The following is a 15,176-nucleotide window of genomic DNA, read 5'->3' as shown; positions in this document are numbered from 1 at the left end:
GCCGGCGTCGGGCCGAGGGTCTCGACGATGCCGGCCGTCGGTCGCCCTTAATTCCGGGGTGCGCCGGCCGATGTGTTGGGGCGAAGCGAGTTGCGGCACGAGGCCTGCTCGCAGAGAGGTCGTCGGATGATTGGCGTGGAGGCGAGGCCCAGCTCATCGGTGCTGCCCGAACCACCGAACTTTCGGGCGCTCGTGGACGAACTCGAGGATCTTCACGACTCGGATGCCCGCACGTGCGCCGACCGATCGGTCGCCGCCCTCACGCTCGCTCGCGAGTACGCCGACGACGACGCCGAGATGCAGCTGTCGTACTTCGCCGCATGCGCCTACCACCTGCTCGCCGAAGATACCGCCGCGCTGGCGGCCGCGGCACGGACCGAAGAGATCGCCGCTGCGCGCGGCGAGATCGTCTGGCAGTCCCGGGCGCTGGTGTGCCGCGCGCTCGTGCACTCCGATCTCGGCGAACCCGAGGATGCTGTCGACCTGCTCAGCCGGGCCCTGGACCTGTGCCGGAGCGCCGGTGACGATGCAGGCACCGCGCGGGTCCTCAACAGCCTTGGCGCGGTGTACATCGACATGGTCCACTTCGCGCCGCGCGCGGCGCAGGCGCTCACCGAGGCTCGTCGCACCTGGTTGGCCACCGGCGACACCGACCACGCCTCGATGGTGCTGACCAATCTCGCCAGGATGTACGTCGTGACCAGCGCACGACTCGTGGACAATCCCCGGGGTGCTCAGGCCGCCGCGCGGCATGCGCTGGGCTTCGCGCAGCAAGCGGTCCAGGAGGCCGATGCGGCGGGCATCGGCCGCACCTGCATCGACGCCCGCCTCGCCGTCGTCGGTGCCCTGATGCTCACCGGCGACCTCGAGGCGGCCGGCAAGGCCATCAGTTCCGCCCGCGCGATGCTGAACCGGTTTCCGTCGACGCGCCAGGAGATCGCGTACCGCATCGTCCGGTGCCGCTGGCTCGTGCGCACCGTCCAGCTGGACCTCGCCGTCCTCGAGGTGTGCGATGGTCTCGACTTGTGCGAGGAGCTCAACCGCCCCAGCGAGCGCATCGAGCTGCTGAAGTCGCTCGTCGATGCGTACGAGGGTCGGGGCGAGATCGAAGCGGCCCTGCATGCCCTGCACGAGGTCCACGACCTCACCGCCCACCAGAGCGAGGTCCTCGCCGAGCGGCGGGCCGAGCTGCTCAGCTCCCGAATGGACATCGAGCGCGCGCAAGGCATCGCCGAGGCCGCGATGCGCAGGGCGACCGCCCTCGAAATGACCAACTCGCGCCTCGAGCACGAAGCCACCCACGACGCGCTCACCGGGATCGCGAACCGCCGGTCGCTCGACGTCACGCTCGCCTCCTGGACCGCGGGCGCCCGAACCTTCGGGTGCGCTCTCGTCGACATCGACCATTTCAAGCGAGTGAACGATCAGTGGTCCCATCAGGCCGGCGACCGCGTGCTCGCCCGACTCGCCAAGGTGCTGGCCGGAGAGCTCCGGGGGGTCGACGTGGCGGCGCGCTACGGCGGCGAGGAGTTCGCCCTGCTGATCGACGGGGTCGACGCGATCACGGGTTTTGATACGTGTGAGCGCACCCGGATCGCCGTCGAGTCGACCACCTGGGAGGACCTCATTCCGGGCGGTCAGATCACGATCAGCATCGGACTGACCCTTCATCGCGCAGACGATCAGGTCGATGCGTTGCTCGCTCGGGCCGACGCGGCGCTCTACGCAGCGAAGGACGCCGGGCGGAACAGGGTCATGCTCGCCGGTGCGTGAGGGTCTGGTCGGGTGACTCCCGTGGCGGCCCGGGTAGCGGTTTTCGGAAGATTCTGTGCGTTGAACGCACCAAATCTTCCGAAACTTGGAGTTACTCGAGTAGCGAGCGGACGTCTGCCGCGGTGAGCCGCGCGTCGGCCAGGTCCCCGCCGCCCAGGACACTCTCGAACAGCCGAGACTTGCCCTCCTTGAGCGCCATGACCTTCTCCTCGATGGTCCCGGTCGCCACGAGCCGGTAGACCATGACCGTGCGCTTCTGGCCGATCCGGTGCGCGCGGTCGACCGCCTGCGCCTCGACCGCCGGGTTCCACCAGGGATCAAGGACGACGACGTAGTCCGCCTCGGTCAGGTTCAGCCCGAATCCGCCGGCCTTGAGGCTGATGAGGAACACCGGCGCGTCGCCGGAGCGGAACCGCTTGATGACCTTTGGCCGATTGGTGGTTCCGCCGTCGAGGTAGCAGTGCGCGACGTCGCGGGCCGCCAGGCGGGTCCGCACCCGGTCGAGCACACCGGTGAACTGGCTGAACACGAGTACCCGGTGCCCGTCGGCGACGATCTCGCGCAGCATGCCGTCGAGCACGTCGAGCTTCGTGGCGGGCACGCCGGCGTGCGCGTCGTCGACCAGGCTCGGGTCGAGACTCAGGCGCCGAAGCAGCATCAGGGAGCGGAAGATCTCGAACCGGTTGCCGTCGAAGTTGTCGAGCAGCCCGAGGACCCGCTGCCGCTCGCGGTGCAGGTGGCGGTCGTACACGGCGCGATGACGCGGGGCCAACTCGACCTCGACGATGTGTTCGATCCGCGGCGGCAGGTCGCCCGCGACCTGTTCCTTGGTCCGGCGCAGCATCAGGGGCCGGATCCGGCGGCGCAGCAGTGCGAGGCGCTCGGCATCGCCCTCGCGCTCGATCGGAACGCGATAGAAGTCGGTGAACCGCCGCGGTGAGGGGAACAGGCCCGGCGCCACCAGGCCGAGCAGCGCCCACAGCTCCATCACGGTGTTCTCCAGCGGAGTCCCGGTCATCGCGACCTTGATCCGAGCGTTGAGCTGCCGGGCACAGGAATAGGTAAGGGACTCGTGGTTCTTGACCATCTGCGCCTCGTCGAGAACAAGGACCGACCATCCGAGCGCCGCGTAGTCGTCGAACTCGATCCGGAATAGGGCGTAGGAGGTGACGACGACGTCGGCGTCGGCCGCGAGCTCTGCGAGGTCGGTGCCGCGTTTGGCCCGGGTGCGCTCGATGGTGCGCACCCGCAGGTCGGGCACAAACCGCGCAGCCTCCACCGCCCAGTTCCCGACGACGGAGGTGGGGGCGACGACGAGCAGCGGCGCCGCTCGGGTGGGCCCAGCCTCGTCCGCTGACGCTCCCGTCAGGCGGAGCCGCGCGGCCAGGGCGAGCACCTGAAGGGTCTTCCCGAGTCCCATGTCGTCGGCCAGCACGCCGCCGAGGCCACCCGCCCACAGCCGCGTCAGCCAGGCGAAGCCGGCGCGCTGGTAGGGGCGCAGCTCCGCGAGCACTTCAGCCGGTACCGGGACGTCATCGGGCAGGTTCTCGAGCTGGCGAAGGTCCGCGACTGCCTCGCGCCATGAATGCGCCTGCTCGACGACGACGCCGAGCGCCTCGAGCTCGGCCCAGAGACCGGCCTGGAACCGACTGATCCGCAGCGGTCCCGCGGGTGAGTCCTGCAGCGCGCGGGCCTCTTCGACCAGGGTGCGCAGCCCCGCGAGTGCGGGTGTATCGATCCGCAGCCAGAGCCCGTCCGGCAACAGCAGCCGGTCCTCGCCCAGGGCCAGTGCGCGCAGCAGCAGCGCAAGCGGTACCTCCTGGTCGCCGACGTGCACCGTGATCTCCAGGTCGAACCAGTCCCCGTCGTGGGCGACCGGTCCGGCAGGGCCGTCCGACGGAGCTCCGGTGGGCGCCGAGTCTGCCGAGACCGTCACCCGCGGCTCGTGCTCCGACTGCCGGTAGTCGGCCAGGTCGCCGATGACGACGACGTCGACGTCCCCCGTCGCGCGCAGCGCCGGAAGCACGTTGCTGACCAGGTCAACAGTCTGCCAGGAGCTGACCCGGCAGCGCTCGAGGAGGCGGCCGTCCGCGCCGGGGCTTGCGCCGACCCGAGGCGCGAGCACCTGCCCGATGCTGACCGGTCGTTTGCGGGGCGAAGCCTCGAGGCTCTCGCCAGGTGTAGCGTCCTGCACCTGGCTGAGCACCCCGCCCGGGCCGGTGACCTGGGCGAGTACGCGCGCCTCGCCGTCGGTCGAGCGCCCGGACCGGTCGCCCGGTTCTGGCCACAACGGCACGCGTTGCGTCGATGTGCCGTCCGCGGCTCGGTAGTCCCAGGCCCACTCGAGGTCGGCGGAATGCTCCTCGCCCGCCTGGACGGTTACCTGGAGCACCGGCCGCGGAGGGGCGGGCAGCTCGACCGAGCCGTCTCCCGAACTGACCGCCATCCGGGCGGCCAGGCGCGGGTAGTAGTCGCTCCAGAACCGCGTGGTCTGCTCGGCCGGCACCCGCAGCTCGCGTCCGGCCCGCAACAGTGCGGCCGCCTCGGCGCCGAGTGGCTCGGCGAACTGGGCGAGGGTCAGGCGGCGGTTCTGGAGCACCGGGTCGGCGTCGTCGGCGGCGGACCACCAATACGCGCCCGAGGGTTCCGCGCCCCCGATCAGCTGGAGATGACCCGGGGCGATCGCCTCGTCGTCGACCAGGATCGCGGGTGTGGCGAGCAGACCGCCCTTGTCGGCACGCACATCCAGGAGCGCCCGCGCGGGCGCCTCGAGGATGTTCGCCGGGGCGCGGTCGGCCCGCGCGAGCACCAGCGACACCCCCGCGCGTCGAATGTCGTCGAGCACCCGCCACAGCCCGCGCCCGGCGATCTCGTCCAGTTGGATCGAGGCATTGCCCGGGTAGTAGGCCCCGTAGCCGCGAGAACTGGAGGCGGCCAGCGCGTGCAGCGCGCCCAACGCGGCGGTGTGATGGGTGTCGTAGGAGCGCGCACGCCCGAGCAGGACATCGCTCCACGAGACTCCGGTGCGAATCCAACGACCCTGGGTGGAGCGCACGACCGGGCGTGCCGTGAGGCGGTACGTCGCCGTCGTGCCTCGCCCGGGCATGGCAGGTACCGCCGTCAGCTCGAACTGCAGCCCGAGGGGCCTTCCGAGCGGCGGAGCCGCGACCTCGGAGCGGAGCGCAATGTCGAGCGCTCGTTGCCACGCGGGCGGGGCGGGTGGCGTCGGTGGCGTCGTGCGCCGGTTCAGTGCCGGTCGCGGGCCCGCGGGGGCGGCTGCCGTGCGCCCGTGCAGCAACAGCGCCGCCGCGTGCTTGCAGCCCGACTCCACCGGGCAGTCGCACGAGGAGTCGAGAAGGCGCATCGGCCCGGCGGCTGTCGGCTGCATCCGGACCGAGGTCGAGTAGGTCGAGCCACCCGACCCGCTGACCGTCCCGCGCAGCGTCGAGGCCTTACCGTCCCACCGGCGGGCCAGCACATGTCCGTTGTTCGCGTAGCCGAGGCCGCGTGTGTAGGCGCCACCGCCGACGACGCGGCGGATCTCGCTGTCCTCGATGATCAGGTTCATGGTGTGGTCTCCCTCGTGGCCCGGGAAACACGCTACGACGAGGGTCCGACATCGAGGCGGAGCGGCCCTACGCGAGTCGGGATTTACTCAAGCCTGTCATGGTTCGAGGAACCGGCGAGCCAGCCGCTCCGCGTTGTACGCACGGACGGCGCCGTCGACCGCTTCCTTGTCGTCGAGGTCCGTTCCCTCGGCGAGCAGGCGGCTCATGATCGCCTTGGCCGGCCCCGCGCGCCAGTTGTCGGCTGCGGCTTCGACGTACTTCTCCTCGAGTGCATCCACCATGTTGACGACCATCGCGATGTGCTCGGGGGCCAGCCCGCGGCGGCTCAGCGCGAATTCCACCCACCGGGCGAGAACGCGCGGCAGCGGTTCGACGCAGTCGGGTTCCAGCAGAACCTTGCGATGCACCCAGTCGAGCATGAAGCGCTCCACCTCGCCGGGGCTCCACGCGAGGACCCCGTCGTGAAGGTACCCGTCGCCGAAATCGATGAACGTGTCCGCCAGGACCTCGAGGAAGCCCTGATCCTCATCGTCGTCCTGCGCCGCGATGAAGTCGTCGATGAGCCCGCGGCGCTCGTCGTCGGACGCGTGCTCCCGGTCGACGTCGCGGTGCCGGCCGCGGGTGCGCCAGTGCGCGAGGGAGCGTATCTCGGTGTATTCGGGTTCGTTCTGCGGCGGGAAGTACAGGTCGGTAATCCAGAGGGCGTCGGCGACTTCCGCGAGAGCCTCTTCGGGATCCATCTCGACCATGGGCAGGTCTTCGATAATGCTCTCGTCCTCCGGGGTGCTCACCAACAACTCGTTCACCCATAGTCCGCCGACGGTCGTCTCGAAGACGACCAGCGAGTGCGCGACCGGTTTGGCGAACCGCAACCGGTACACGAATTCGGAGCCCCAGGGATCGGACCAGCGCTGCGCGCCGACGGCGGGCTCGGGGACATGGGTGCGAGAGTCGACGGCCCACACCGGAGCCAGGCCGAGCGGAGCGGCCGCCAACGACTCGAAGACGTCGTCCTGCCAGCGTGCGTCAGGGATCGTCGCAAGGGCGTACAAGGCGAGGTACGCCGGCGCGGCGTGCCTTCCACGGGTAGCGGCGACGAGAGCGCGCACCAAATCAACGTCCGCGTCGCGCTTATCGAGGGTGCGCGTACTTCTGGCCTCGCCGAGCCACGTGCTTGCGAACACTTGGACGGTGAGCAGGTCGAGCGTCGGCAAAACTTCGGCCTCGTCCAGGATCAGCTCCAGCGGCGTCGGCTGCCGGGCCGGTCGACGCTGCTTGGGGGAACGGCCGCGCCCCGGGGGCCGGCCACGACTCTTCGGACTCATCCGAGCAGCCAATCACAGGGGCGTGCGCTGCGCCCAGGTGTAAGTGCGGGAGCTGGTCAGCGTTCAGACGGTCCGGCCGTAGCCGAAGACATGGAGGCTGACGACGTCGATCTCGCGTCGGGGATCGCCGAAGAACGATCCCAGGCGAAGCAGGACCCGGGCGTAGGGGTGCTCGCGTGCAGCGCCGGCCTCGTTCCAGTTGGCGTTCGGGACAACGAGGAACAGGTGCTGGGCATCCGGAGCGATGTGCGTCTTCCAGAGGTCCTTGAGGTCGTGGTTGTTCGTCGTGGTGCCACCGCGCTCGACCTCGGCGATGATGCCGCGGCCCGGTCCGAGGCCGTAGACGAAATCCGGCCGTGCGTGGGTGACGAAGCCGTCGCTGGGGGTGAGTACGACTTCCTCGCGGAAACCGAGGTGTTCCCGCAGGAGGCTGGAGACGATCGACTGGACTGCGCTGCTCTGAGCGCGGTGGATGTGGACGAGGTCGATCTCACTGGCGTTGGTCTGCAGGTGCGCCGAGAGTTGGGTTGCGAGGGCATCGACGCGCTCGAGTTCAGTGGCTTCAGCGGGAGTCAGCGCGCTTCGCGCGAACCGCTGATGCCTGATCTCCACGGTCGGAGCTTCACAGCCGCGGCAACGAGAAGCTAGGGCCGGATCGGCACCGCTCGCGTTTCACCCACCCGGTCTGTCCAACGTGGTCGGCCGACGGCCGGGCTGATCGCGGAGCTACGCGCGAGAATGCAAAGCGTGACCCACTGGGTGCTGCACGTCGACATGGACCAGTTCATTGCGGCCGTCGAACTGTTGCGCCGACCCGAGCTCCGCGGCCTCCCGATCGTCGTCGGCGGCGATGGGGACCCGACGAAGCGTGGCGTGGTGAGTACCGCCTCGTACGAGGCCCGCGAGTTCGGCGTGCACTCGGGGATGCCGCTGCGGACCGCGGCGAAACGATGCCCCGACGCGGTGTTCCTGGGCGTTGACCGCGAGCTCTACGAGGCGGCGTCGGTCACGATCATGGGTACGCTCCGCGAGCTCGACGCCGTGGTCGAGGTACTCGGCTGGGACGAGGCGTTCCTTGGCGTCGAGACCGACGACCCGGAGGCCTTCGCGCGGGAGATCCAACGGCGCGTCCGGGCGGCTACCGATCTCGACTGCAGTGTCGGCATCGGCGAGAACAAGCTGCAGGCGAAGCTGGCCACCGGGTTCGGCAAGCCCGCCGGTGTCTTCCGGCTGACGTACGCGTCGTGGTTCGCGGTGCTCGGCGCGCGGCCGACCGACGTGCTGTGGGGCATCGGCTCCAAGACCGCCAAGCGGCTGAGCGGGCTGGGCATATCCTCGGTCCTCGAGCTGGCGCAGACCGATCCGCGGGCTCTCGCGGCACTGGTCGGTCCCACGACCGGTCCGTGGCTGGTGCAGCTGGCACAGGGTCGAGCCAGCTCGACGGTGGACAGCTCGCCGTACGTGGCCCGCTCACGCAGCCGCGAGACCACGTTCCAGCAGAACCTCGAGGACTGGGACCGGGTTCGCGACGAGGTCGCCCTCCTCGGTCGGCGGGTGGCGCAGGACGTCGTCCAGGAGCAGCGTCGCGCGGTCCACGTCGTGGTGAAGGTGCGGTACGCGCCGTTCGACACCCACACCCACGGCCGGGCGCTGGCCGCGCCGACGTCGGATGTGGAGGCGATCGAGCAGGCCGCTGTTGCTGCGCTCGACGCGTTCAACGAACGGCGACCGGTGCGACTGCTCGGTGTGCGGGCCGAGTTCGAGGGCTGACGGCGTTTGCGGACTCGGGCCTTGGGAAATAAGTAGTCGAGTACGTCCACGGTGGTGCGGCACGCAGCAGGTCAGTCAAGAGAGTTCGAGCATTGTGAGCAGGTCAGCGGCCGTCATGTCCTTGTCCGCGTCGCCTGCGTTGTCTTGGGTTCGCGCGAACTTGGCCGCCGAAACGTTCTGGTCGTGGATCCTCAGCCTGCGGACGTCCGCGGTGGAGTCGCCAGCCTCCCCGCCGTGGTTGTTGGCCCACACAGTCGCGGCCAGCATCTGCGCGGCGACCATCGTGACGTCGTCGTCCATGATCAACTCCACCCGGTCGTCCCGTTCGATGCCCAGCGTAGGTCGCCCAGCTACCTACCCAACAGCCGGCGCCACCACGGCCGCTCCTCGTCCTCGTCGGCGTCGGGAGGCGTGACGACCGGCGGTCGCGACGAGGCGTTCAAGACCTCGCCGGTGTCGGTGTCGAACGGCGTGATGCCGAGCTCCCGGCACACATCGAGGACGATGGGCACGGCTCCCTCGCCGCCGCCGATGTAGAACGTCACGTCGTGGACGCGGATGCCCTTGCCCAGGGCCACCTCGATCTCGTGGTCCGGCCCCTCGAGCCGCAGCCAGCGGGGGTCCTTGTCATCGAGATGGGGCGCCACGCGGCGGACGGCCTCGACGACGTCGTCCGGGTTCCCGATGGGCGAACCCCCGCCATCGGGAATCTGCTCCACATTGCGGGCGCCAGGCGCACGTACGGCATACACGTCCCATGTCATGGGAGGCATTGTGCCGCTTCCAGTTCCTTCGCGGTATTGAGACGGCGAGCGTGAGGACCTCAGCTCATCGGCTCCCGACGGTTCCCGGGGGCGTCCAGCGGACGATCGAGCCGCCCGCCCGGGCGACGGCGCCGCCGGGGATCGCGCGGAGGAACCCGTTGCGGAGACTCTGGCGCCAGCCGCCCCCGAGGTCGGCTCCGAAGCGCGCCATGCGGACCGCTTGCCGGGCGATCGCGCGGGTCCGCGGCCGGCGGGCGGCGTCGAACGCGGCCAGGGCAGGGGCGAGGGCCGCGCCGGCCTGGACGGGCGCCGCGATCAGGGGACCCAGGCATGCTGCGTCCTCCAGTGCGGTGGCCGCTCCCTGTCCCATCGTGGGCAGCGCGGCGTGCGCTGCGTCGCCGACCATGACGACCCGCCCCTGCGTGAAGGCCGGCAGCCCGCCCGGCAGGTGGTAGACGTCGTGCCGCATCAGCCGGCTCGGGTCGGTCGCCTCGATGAGGGCCACAACCTGCGGCGCCCACCCGGCGAACCTGGCCCGCGCCGCGGCGAGCTCGTCGTCGAAGGACGAGCCCTCGGGGTGCTGGAAATACCCGTACCAGTACACCTCCGTCTCGCTGAGGCGCAGGGTGCCGAACTCCGCTCCCGGCCCCCACAGCTCGATCAGGCGGCCGTCGAACGTGGTGTCGGGGATGACAGCCCGCCAGCTGGTGCTGCCGCTGTAGCGCGGACGGGCCGCCGGGAAGACCTGCGTTCGGACCGCGCTCCACATGCCGTCAGCGCCCACGACCAGATCGGACTCGGCGGTGCGTTCGCCGACCGCGGTCCGCCACGTCACCTCGGCGGGCTCGCCGTCCGCAGCCCCGGGACGGACGGCGGTGGCCTGGGCGCCGGTGACCAGGTCCACCCCGGCGGCCTCGGCCGCGTGTCGCAGGGCGGCGTGCAGGCGCTCGCGGTGCACGCCCCAGATCGTCGTCGTCCAGCGAACGTCCGCCCGGTCGTCGGGGATCCGCAGCAGCCAGCGTCCGTGCAAGTCCTGGAAGCCGGTGCCGAGGGTCTCGTGCCCGAGCGCACCGATGGCGTCGTCGTCGAATCCGAGGGCCCGCAGGGCGGCCATCCCGTTGCGCGGAATGGCCACCCCCGCGCCTACCTCGCCGAAGTCCGGTGCGCGTTCCAGAACCGTGGCCTGCCATCCCGCCCGCGCAAGGGACAGCGCCGAGGCCAGCCCGGCGATCCCGCCGCCCACCACCGTCGCGCTCAGTCGCGGCACCATTGCACGCCCCCAGATTGCTCCAAAGCGCGGCCCTGAACTGTCGCGTCCCGTTATGCCATTCTTGCAACTCGCTCCTCTTCGCCTTGAGAAGTAGAGGCATATCCGGCGTCGGGCCTACTCCTCGCCGCGCCAGTGCGGGTTCTGGATGAGCCCGAGGATGTTGCCGAACGGGTCGACGACGGCGCCCGACATCCAGCCCTCCCCGCGCACGGTCGGCGGCTCGAAGATCGTCGCGCCGCGCGAGACGAGGTCGTCGATGGTGGCCCGCACGTCGTCGACGCTCCAGTAGACGTACTGCCCGCCGGGCACGTGCTCGAGGCGGCCCGGGATGAAGCGGGCGTCGACGATCCCGAACTCGTCGTCGTCGCGCCCGAAGCGCCACTCGACGTAGCCGTCGCGCACGAAGTACGGCTCGCTGCCGAAGAAGCTGGTGTACCAGGCTCGCGCCGCGGCCATGTCGGCGGCCTGGAAGTTGGACGTGGCCAGACCCTGCAGAGGGTTCGTGTGCTGTGTCATGTCTCGATGATGCAGACGGCGGGTGGTCGCTGCTCGGTGATGTGCGCACCGACCTCAGCGGGCTGTCGTACGAATGCTCGCCCGCGAGGTGGCCGACTGACGACCGAGGGCATTCGCCCCACTGCCGAGGTGGCTGCTGCCTAGCATGAGGGGCGTTCCATCTGGACTCGCAAGGGAGCAAGCCTGCAATGACCGATATGCAGAAGTCCGCCAAGGGCGCCGCGGCAACCGAGAAGAAGTTCGAGGGCTTCACGGACGACGAGAAGGGCGCGATGAAGGAGCGCGCCCGTGAGCTGAAGGCGGCGGCGGCCCGCGGGAACGAGGCGGACGAGGAGAGCGCCGTGCTCGCGAAGATCGCAGAGATGCCGGAACCCGATCGAGCCCTGGCCGAGCGGCTCCATGGCGTCATCACGGCCAGCGCGCCGACCCTCGCTCCGAAGCTCTGGTACGGGATGCCCGCGTATGCCAAGGACGGCAAGGTCGTCTGCTTCTTCCAGCCCGCGCAGAAGTTCAAGACGAGGTACTCGACGTTCGGCTTCAACGACCCGGCGAACCTCGACGACGGCGCCATGTGGCCGACCGCGTTCGCCCTGACGGAACTGACCGCCGCCGACGAGGAACGGATCGGCGCGCTCGTGAAGCGAGCGGTGAGCTGAGCACGCCAGTTTCGCAACCCCATGCGCGGGGAGGCCTCGCAACGCGTCCTTCGGCCAGGGCCCCGAGATGCAGATCCCGGGGCGAGTCGCCGCTTGGGATCCACCCCGCCGGGTGCTCTTCGACAAGGACGACGGTGTCGGAGGGCTGGCCTTCGAGTGGCTGGTCGAGGCCCGCGACGGCGGGACGTGCGTGGTCCGTCTCGTGAACACCGGCTTCGGGTCGGGTGATGGCTGGGACGCCCGGTACGACGGGATGTCGGAGGGGTGGAAGCTGTTCCTGCGCAACCCGCAGCTGCACCTGGAGCACTTCCCCGGCCAGAGCGCGACGGCCATGCTGCCGACGGCGACGTGGGACGGCACGCAACAATCGGCGTGGGCGGCTCTCACCGGGCCCTGCGCGTCCCGGCATCGCCCGCGATCGGCGAGCGGGTCGTCGTGCGCGCGCCCGACGCCCCGGCGCTGTCGGGCACGGTCGTCGATGCCGCGGACTGGCGCCTCGCCCTGGTGCTCGACGGACCGTGCCCGGGCACCGCGATCCTCGCCGTCGAGGGAGCGGGCGACCAGGCCAGCGTGTCGATCTGGTCCTACCTCTACGGATCGGAGGGCTCCGAGGTGGCGGTGCGCGACGAGCCTCGCTGGCGGGAATGGCTCGCCGAGCACGCCGCCTCGTAGCGTCAATGCGCCCGTGTCGGCCGGCCGTTCTCAGGGAAGAGCGGGATCGGGGTGGTCGGCCGCGAACTGCTGTCCGGCGCCTTCGTCGACAAGGCCTTCGTCCAGCAACCATTCGACGGCCCGGCGCTGAGCCCGTACATCACGCAGGGCATTCCACGCCTCGGTCAGCTCGGGGTGATATCCATAGATCTGGTCCTTGAATCGCCGGAACGCTCCTCGTCCCTGCAGTGATTGCATCAGCCGTCGAGCGGCCTCGCGGTCGCTGATGCCGTCGGCAAAGTCGACCATGTCCTGGTACCACACGTAGGAGGGGAGGGGGTCGATCGGAGTGAGATCCAGTTCGTCGATGTCGACGGGGTTCTCCCCGTCGATGCCCGTCGCTGGTCCAAAACGCCACCCGCCCCGTTCGCGGGTCGATCAGCCATCGGTGCTCGTCGTCGTTCTGATCTGCCAGCGCTGTCGCGATCTCGTCAACGTCGATTCCGCTCAGCTCCAGCATCAACCGAGGCTAACCAACTGGCTCAGATCGTTGTCACCGTTGACCGGCAGGTGACCGGGCAAAGACGGCGCCGAGGAAAGTTCGCATGCGGTCGGCGACCTCGTCGAGGTTGCTCTCGAGCAGGAAGTGACCGCCGTCGGCCAGGTGAATCTCGGCGTTCGGGACGTCGTCCGCGAAGGCGCGGGCTCCGTCGGGGCCGAAGATCTCGTCGTTGCGACCCCAGATCGCGAGCACCGGCACCTGGCTCGCGCGAAGGTACTCGTGCAGCTTCGGGTAGACCGCGAGGTTGGTGACGTAGTCGGCGAAGAGCTTGAGCTGGGCCAGGTCGTTGCCGGGCCGGTGTACGAGGTCGGAGTCGTGGTGCCAGGTGTCGGGGCTGACCAGGCTCGGGTCCGGGACGCCGTGGGTGTACTGCCACTTGATGGTCTCGAGCTCCAACGCGACGCGAAGTGCCGTCTCGTTCTCGAGGCCCTTGTCCTGCGCGTAGGCCCAGATCGGCTTCCAGAAGTCCTCGACGAACCCCGCCTCGTACGCGTTGCCGTTCTGGCTGACGATCGCCGAGACCGCCTCGGGGTCCTTCAGCGCGAGCCGCCAGCCGATCGGCGCGCCGTAGTCCTGCACGTAGATCGCGTATCGGGTCACGCCGAGCTGAGCGAGCAGCTCGGCCGTCAGGTCGGCCAGGGCGTCGAAGGTGTAGTCGAACTCGTCGACTGGCGGCGCGTCGGACAGCCCGAAGCCGAGCATGTCGGGCGCGATGACGTGGTAGTCGTCGGCCAGCTGGGGGATGAGGTCGCGGAACATGAATGAGCTGGTCGGGTAGCCGTGCAGCAGCACGACGGTTGGCGCGTCGCCGGAGCCGGCCTCGCGGTAGAACAGCTGGCGACCCTGAACGGTCGCGTAGCGATGGTGAGTGCTCGTGGACACGTCTAACCTCCATGGGTTCCTGATGTGGTTAGACAGGCAACCACGGAACGGGTAACCTGTCAATCGAGTCAATGAGGTTAGGGAGTTTTCAGGTGTCGGATCAGACTGCGGACGAGGACTTCCTGCTCGCCGTGCTCAACAGCACGCCGGTCGTCGACGACGCGCCGACGGACGAGTTCGCGGACGCCGCCCGGGCGCGTGCCTGGCTCGCGGCGCAGGGTGGGACGGGCTCGGCCGCCGAGCTCGGTGGCGTGTTGAGCGCGCGGGAGCTTCTCCAGGCGGTGGTCAGGGGGGACGACGACGTCGCGTCGCTGGCGCCGACGCTGCAGGGCGTCGTGCGTACGCCGGTCTGCACGGAGCGGGGCATCGAGTGGGACTTCGAGGTGGACGCGGATCGACGACTCGCGGTCCGCGCGGTCATGGCCTGGTCGGGCATCGTCGGGCGCAGCCCGGCTCGGCTTCGGCCCTGCGCGAACGACGAATGCAGCCTGTTTCTGCTGGACCGGAGCAAGGCGGGCAGTGCCCGTTGGTGCTCGATGGCGACCTGCGGGAATCGGCTGAAGGCTCGTCGACACAGCGAGCGGTCGCGGGCCGGGCACGCGGGCTGAGGCATTCCACCCCGGCCGTTATGGCGAGTGCGGTCCTTGACGCGGGGCCGTCCCGTCACCGCCGGGAGCTCGCGGCTCTCGGCGAGCAACGGCCCATCCCGCCCAGGGAAGAAGTACAAGGCCGGCGAACGAAGCGATCGCCAGACCGAAGGCGGGAATGAAGACGATCGGGGCCAAGTCGGCCGGGTCGTTCGCCCAGGCGATACCGGTCGACGCGAGGAAGATCGTGAGTCCCGCGCCCAGTGCAGTCACCAGGGCGGTGATCGTCGGCTTGGCGGGTCTAGTCCGAAGGGACTTCTTCCGGATGTAGGCCCCGCTTCCTGCGCCGATACCCGCAGTCACCGTGACAACGAGAAGAGCGACACCCGGCACGACCACCAGGATGCTCGCGAGGTCCTCCGAGTCGGAACCGGGTGCGTAAATCACTGAGCTGAGGGCGAGTACGACGAGGCCGCCGAGTGGGCGGAGAGTCGCATGACGCTGCGGCGCGGAGGTTCGTCGACCCCACTGCGCGGCGCGGATGCAGCCGCGTTCGGCGCTGGTCTCATCGAGCGGTCCAAAGGTGGACGCCCGTCGATCGATCCCGACGCGAAGCCCGGTCAGCACTCCCGGGCGGTGCAGGTCCGGGTCGACGACAACCTTGACCGCGCGCTCGAGGACCTGGCGAGGGCTCAGCACCGCTCGAAGAGCGCGGTAGTGCGCGACGCTCTCGCTGCCTACGTGGCACGTCACTGACCCGTCGCGCCCGCCAGTTGCTACCAAAACTGCTACCAATCAGCCTCGACCGGCGTGCTCGCCCCGAACATGACGAAGGGCCCGTCACCTGCCTC

At 69.7% G+C, this 15,176-nt stretch carries 15 protein-coding genes; 6 read left to right on the top strand and 9 right to left on the bottom strand.

Translation table 11 applies throughout. The features are described 5' to 3' along the window. Positions 1-135: 135 nt before the first annotated feature. On the top strand, positions 136-1,773 hold the full coding sequence (locus tag VIM26_RS22710; protein WP_331955539.1) for a GGDEF domain-containing protein: 1,638 nt from the start codon (positions 136-138) through the stop codon (positions 1,771-1,773). A 91-nt stretch (positions 1,774-1,864) separates the two neighbouring features. On the opposite strand, the gene VIM26_RS22705 is transcribed toward VIM26_RS22710, so the two are convergent. From VIM26_RS22705 to VIM26_RS22695, 3 genes are all read right to left on the bottom strand, one after another. Beyond that, positions 1,865-5,341 (bottom strand): DEAD/DEAH box helicase, encoded by a 3,477-nt coding sequence (locus VIM26_RS22705; protein WP_331955535.1) that lies wholly within the window; start codon positions 5,339-5,341, stop codon positions 1,865-1,867. A 96-nt stretch (positions 5,342-5,437) separates the two neighbouring features. Beyond that, positions 5,438-6,667: a hypothetical protein gene (locus VIM26_RS22700; RefSeq protein ID WP_331955533.1), complete on the bottom strand. Its 1,230-nt coding sequence runs from the start codon at positions 6,665-6,667 to the stop codon at positions 5,438-5,440. A gap of 63 nt (positions 6,668-6,730) precedes the next feature. Then, positions 6,731-7,279 (bottom strand): hypothetical protein, encoded by a 549-nt coding sequence (locus VIM26_RS22695; RefSeq protein ID WP_331955531.1) that lies wholly within the window; start codon positions 7,277-7,279, stop codon positions 6,731-6,733. A 135-nt stretch (positions 7,280-7,414) separates the two neighbouring features. On the opposite strand from VIM26_RS22695, the gene VIM26_RS22690 reads away from it, so the two are divergent. Continuing rightward, positions 7,415-8,437, top strand: coding sequence for a DNA polymerase IV (locus VIM26_RS22690; RefSeq protein ID WP_331955529.1), 1,023 nt, complete (start codon positions 7,415-7,417; stop codon positions 8,435-8,437). 75 nt (positions 8,438-8,512) lie between these two features. Here VIM26_RS22690 and VIM26_RS22685 read toward each other — a convergent pair whose 3' ends face one another. The 4 genes from VIM26_RS22685 to VIM26_RS22670 all read right to left on the bottom strand — a co-directional run bounded on the left by VIM26_RS22685 (position 8,513) and on the right by VIM26_RS22670 (position 10,987). Beyond that, entirely contained in the window at positions 8,513-8,737 is a 225-nt protein-coding gene (locus VIM26_RS22685; protein ID WP_331955527.1) for a hypothetical protein, read from the bottom strand. A gap of 50 nt (positions 8,738-8,787) precedes the next feature. Next, complete coding sequence (locus VIM26_RS22680; RefSeq protein WP_331955525.1) at positions 8,788-9,201, bottom strand: hypothetical protein; 414 nt, start codon at positions 9,199-9,201, stop codon at positions 8,788-8,790. A 64-nt stretch (positions 9,202-9,265) separates the two neighbouring features. Beyond that, positions 9,266-10,471 carry an FAD-dependent oxidoreductase gene (locus VIM26_RS22675; RefSeq protein ID WP_331955523.1) on the bottom strand — a complete coding sequence of 402 codons (1,206 nt, stop codon included), beginning with the start codon at positions 10,469-10,471 and terminating at the stop codon, positions 9,266-9,268. Positions 10,472-10,585: 114 nt separating this feature from the next. Beyond that, complete coding sequence (locus VIM26_RS22670) at positions 10,586-10,987, bottom strand: VOC family protein (protein WP_331955521.1); 402 nt, start codon at positions 10,985-10,987, stop codon at positions 10,586-10,588. A 188-nt stretch (positions 10,988-11,175) separates the two neighbouring features. Here VIM26_RS22670 and VIM26_RS22665 point away from each other — a divergent pair, with 188 nt between their 5' ends. Both VIM26_RS22665 and VIM26_RS22660 read left to right on the top strand, forming a co-directional pair. Next, the gene (locus VIM26_RS22665) at positions 11,176-11,643 is read left to right on the top strand and encodes a DUF1801 domain-containing protein (protein ID WP_331955519.1); all 468 of its coding nucleotides are present in this window, start codon (positions 11,176-11,178) and stop codon (positions 11,641-11,643) included. A gap of 372 nt (positions 11,644-12,015) precedes the next feature. Continuing rightward, positions 12,016-12,315, top strand: a complete 300-nt coding sequence (locus VIM26_RS22660; protein ID WP_331955517.1) for a hypothetical protein — start codon at positions 12,016-12,018, stop codon at positions 12,313-12,315. 30 nt (positions 12,316-12,345) lie between these two features. Here the strand turns inward: VIM26_RS22660 and VIM26_RS22655 are convergent, their stop codons facing one another. Both VIM26_RS22655 and VIM26_RS22650 read right to left on the bottom strand, forming a co-directional pair. Next, positions 12,346-12,603 (bottom strand): UPF0158 family protein, encoded by a 258-nt coding sequence (locus VIM26_RS22655; RefSeq protein ID WP_331955515.1) that lies wholly within the window; start codon positions 12,601-12,603, stop codon positions 12,346-12,348. Between the two features lie 244 nt (positions 12,604-12,847). Beyond that, positions 12,848-13,738 (bottom strand): alpha/beta hydrolase, encoded by an 891-nt coding sequence (locus tag VIM26_RS22650; RefSeq protein ID WP_331955514.1) that lies wholly within the window; start codon positions 13,736-13,738, stop codon positions 12,848-12,850. A 92-nt stretch (positions 13,739-13,830) separates the two neighbouring features. Between VIM26_RS22650 and VIM26_RS22645 the strand changes: the two genes are divergently transcribed. Beyond that, positions 13,831-14,346, top strand: coding sequence for a CGNR zinc finger domain-containing protein (locus VIM26_RS22645; RefSeq protein WP_331955512.1), 516 nt, complete (start codon positions 13,831-13,833; stop codon positions 14,344-14,346). 474 nt (positions 14,347-14,820) lie between these two features. After that, the gene (locus VIM26_RS22640; protein ID WP_331955510.1) at positions 14,821-15,081 is read left to right on the top strand and encodes a ribbon-helix-helix domain-containing protein; all 261 of its coding nucleotides are present in this window, start codon (positions 14,821-14,823) and stop codon (positions 15,079-15,081) included. Positions 15,082-15,176: the final 95 nt, after the last annotated feature.

It is taken from the genome of Pengzhenrongella sp., from assembly GCF_036565025.1.
In the GTDB taxonomy this organism is placed as follows: Bacteria; Actinomycetota; Actinomycetes; order Actinomycetales; family Cellulomonadaceae; genus Pengzhenrongella.
Note: the sequence above shows the minus strand (reverse complement) of the source record. Positions and strands in the feature narration are given on the sequence as shown.

Excerpts from the sequence above, each read along its gene's own strand:
- VIM26_RS22705 (WP_331955535.1), bottom strand. The coding sequence starts at position 5,341 with ATGAACCTGATCATCGAGGACAGCGAGATCCGCCGCGTCGTCGGCGGT.
- VIM26_RS22685 (WP_331955527.1), bottom strand. The coding sequence starts at position 8,737 with ATGGACGACGACGTCACGATGGTCGCCGCGCAGATGCTGGCCGCGACT.
- VIM26_RS22680 (WP_331955525.1), bottom strand. The coding sequence starts at position 9,201 with ATGACATGGGACGTGTATGCCGTACGTGCGCCTGGCGCCCGCAATGTG.
- VIM26_RS22655 (WP_331955515.1), bottom strand. The coding sequence starts at position 12,603 with ATGGTCGACTTTGCCGACGGCATCAGCGACCGCGAGGCCGCTCGACGG.
- VIM26_RS22670 (WP_331955521.1), bottom strand. The coding sequence starts at position 10,987 with ATGACACAGCACACGAACCCTCTGCAGGGTCTGGCCACGTCCAACTTC.
- VIM26_RS22675 (WP_331955523.1), bottom strand. The coding sequence starts at position 10,471 with ATGGTGCCGCGACTGAGCGCGACGGTGGTGGGCGGCGGGATCGCCGGG.
- VIM26_RS22700 (WP_331955533.1), bottom strand. The coding sequence starts at position 6,667 with ATGAGTCCGAAGAGTCGTGGCCGGCCCCCGGGGCGCGGCCGTTCCCCC.
- VIM26_RS22665 (WP_331955519.1), top strand. The coding sequence starts at position 11,176 with ATGACCGATATGCAGAAGTCCGCCAAGGGCGCCGCGGCAACCGAGAAG.
- VIM26_RS22640 (WP_331955510.1), top strand. The coding sequence starts at position 14,821 with ATGACGCTGCGGCGCGGAGGTTCGTCGACCCCACTGCGCGGCGCGGAT.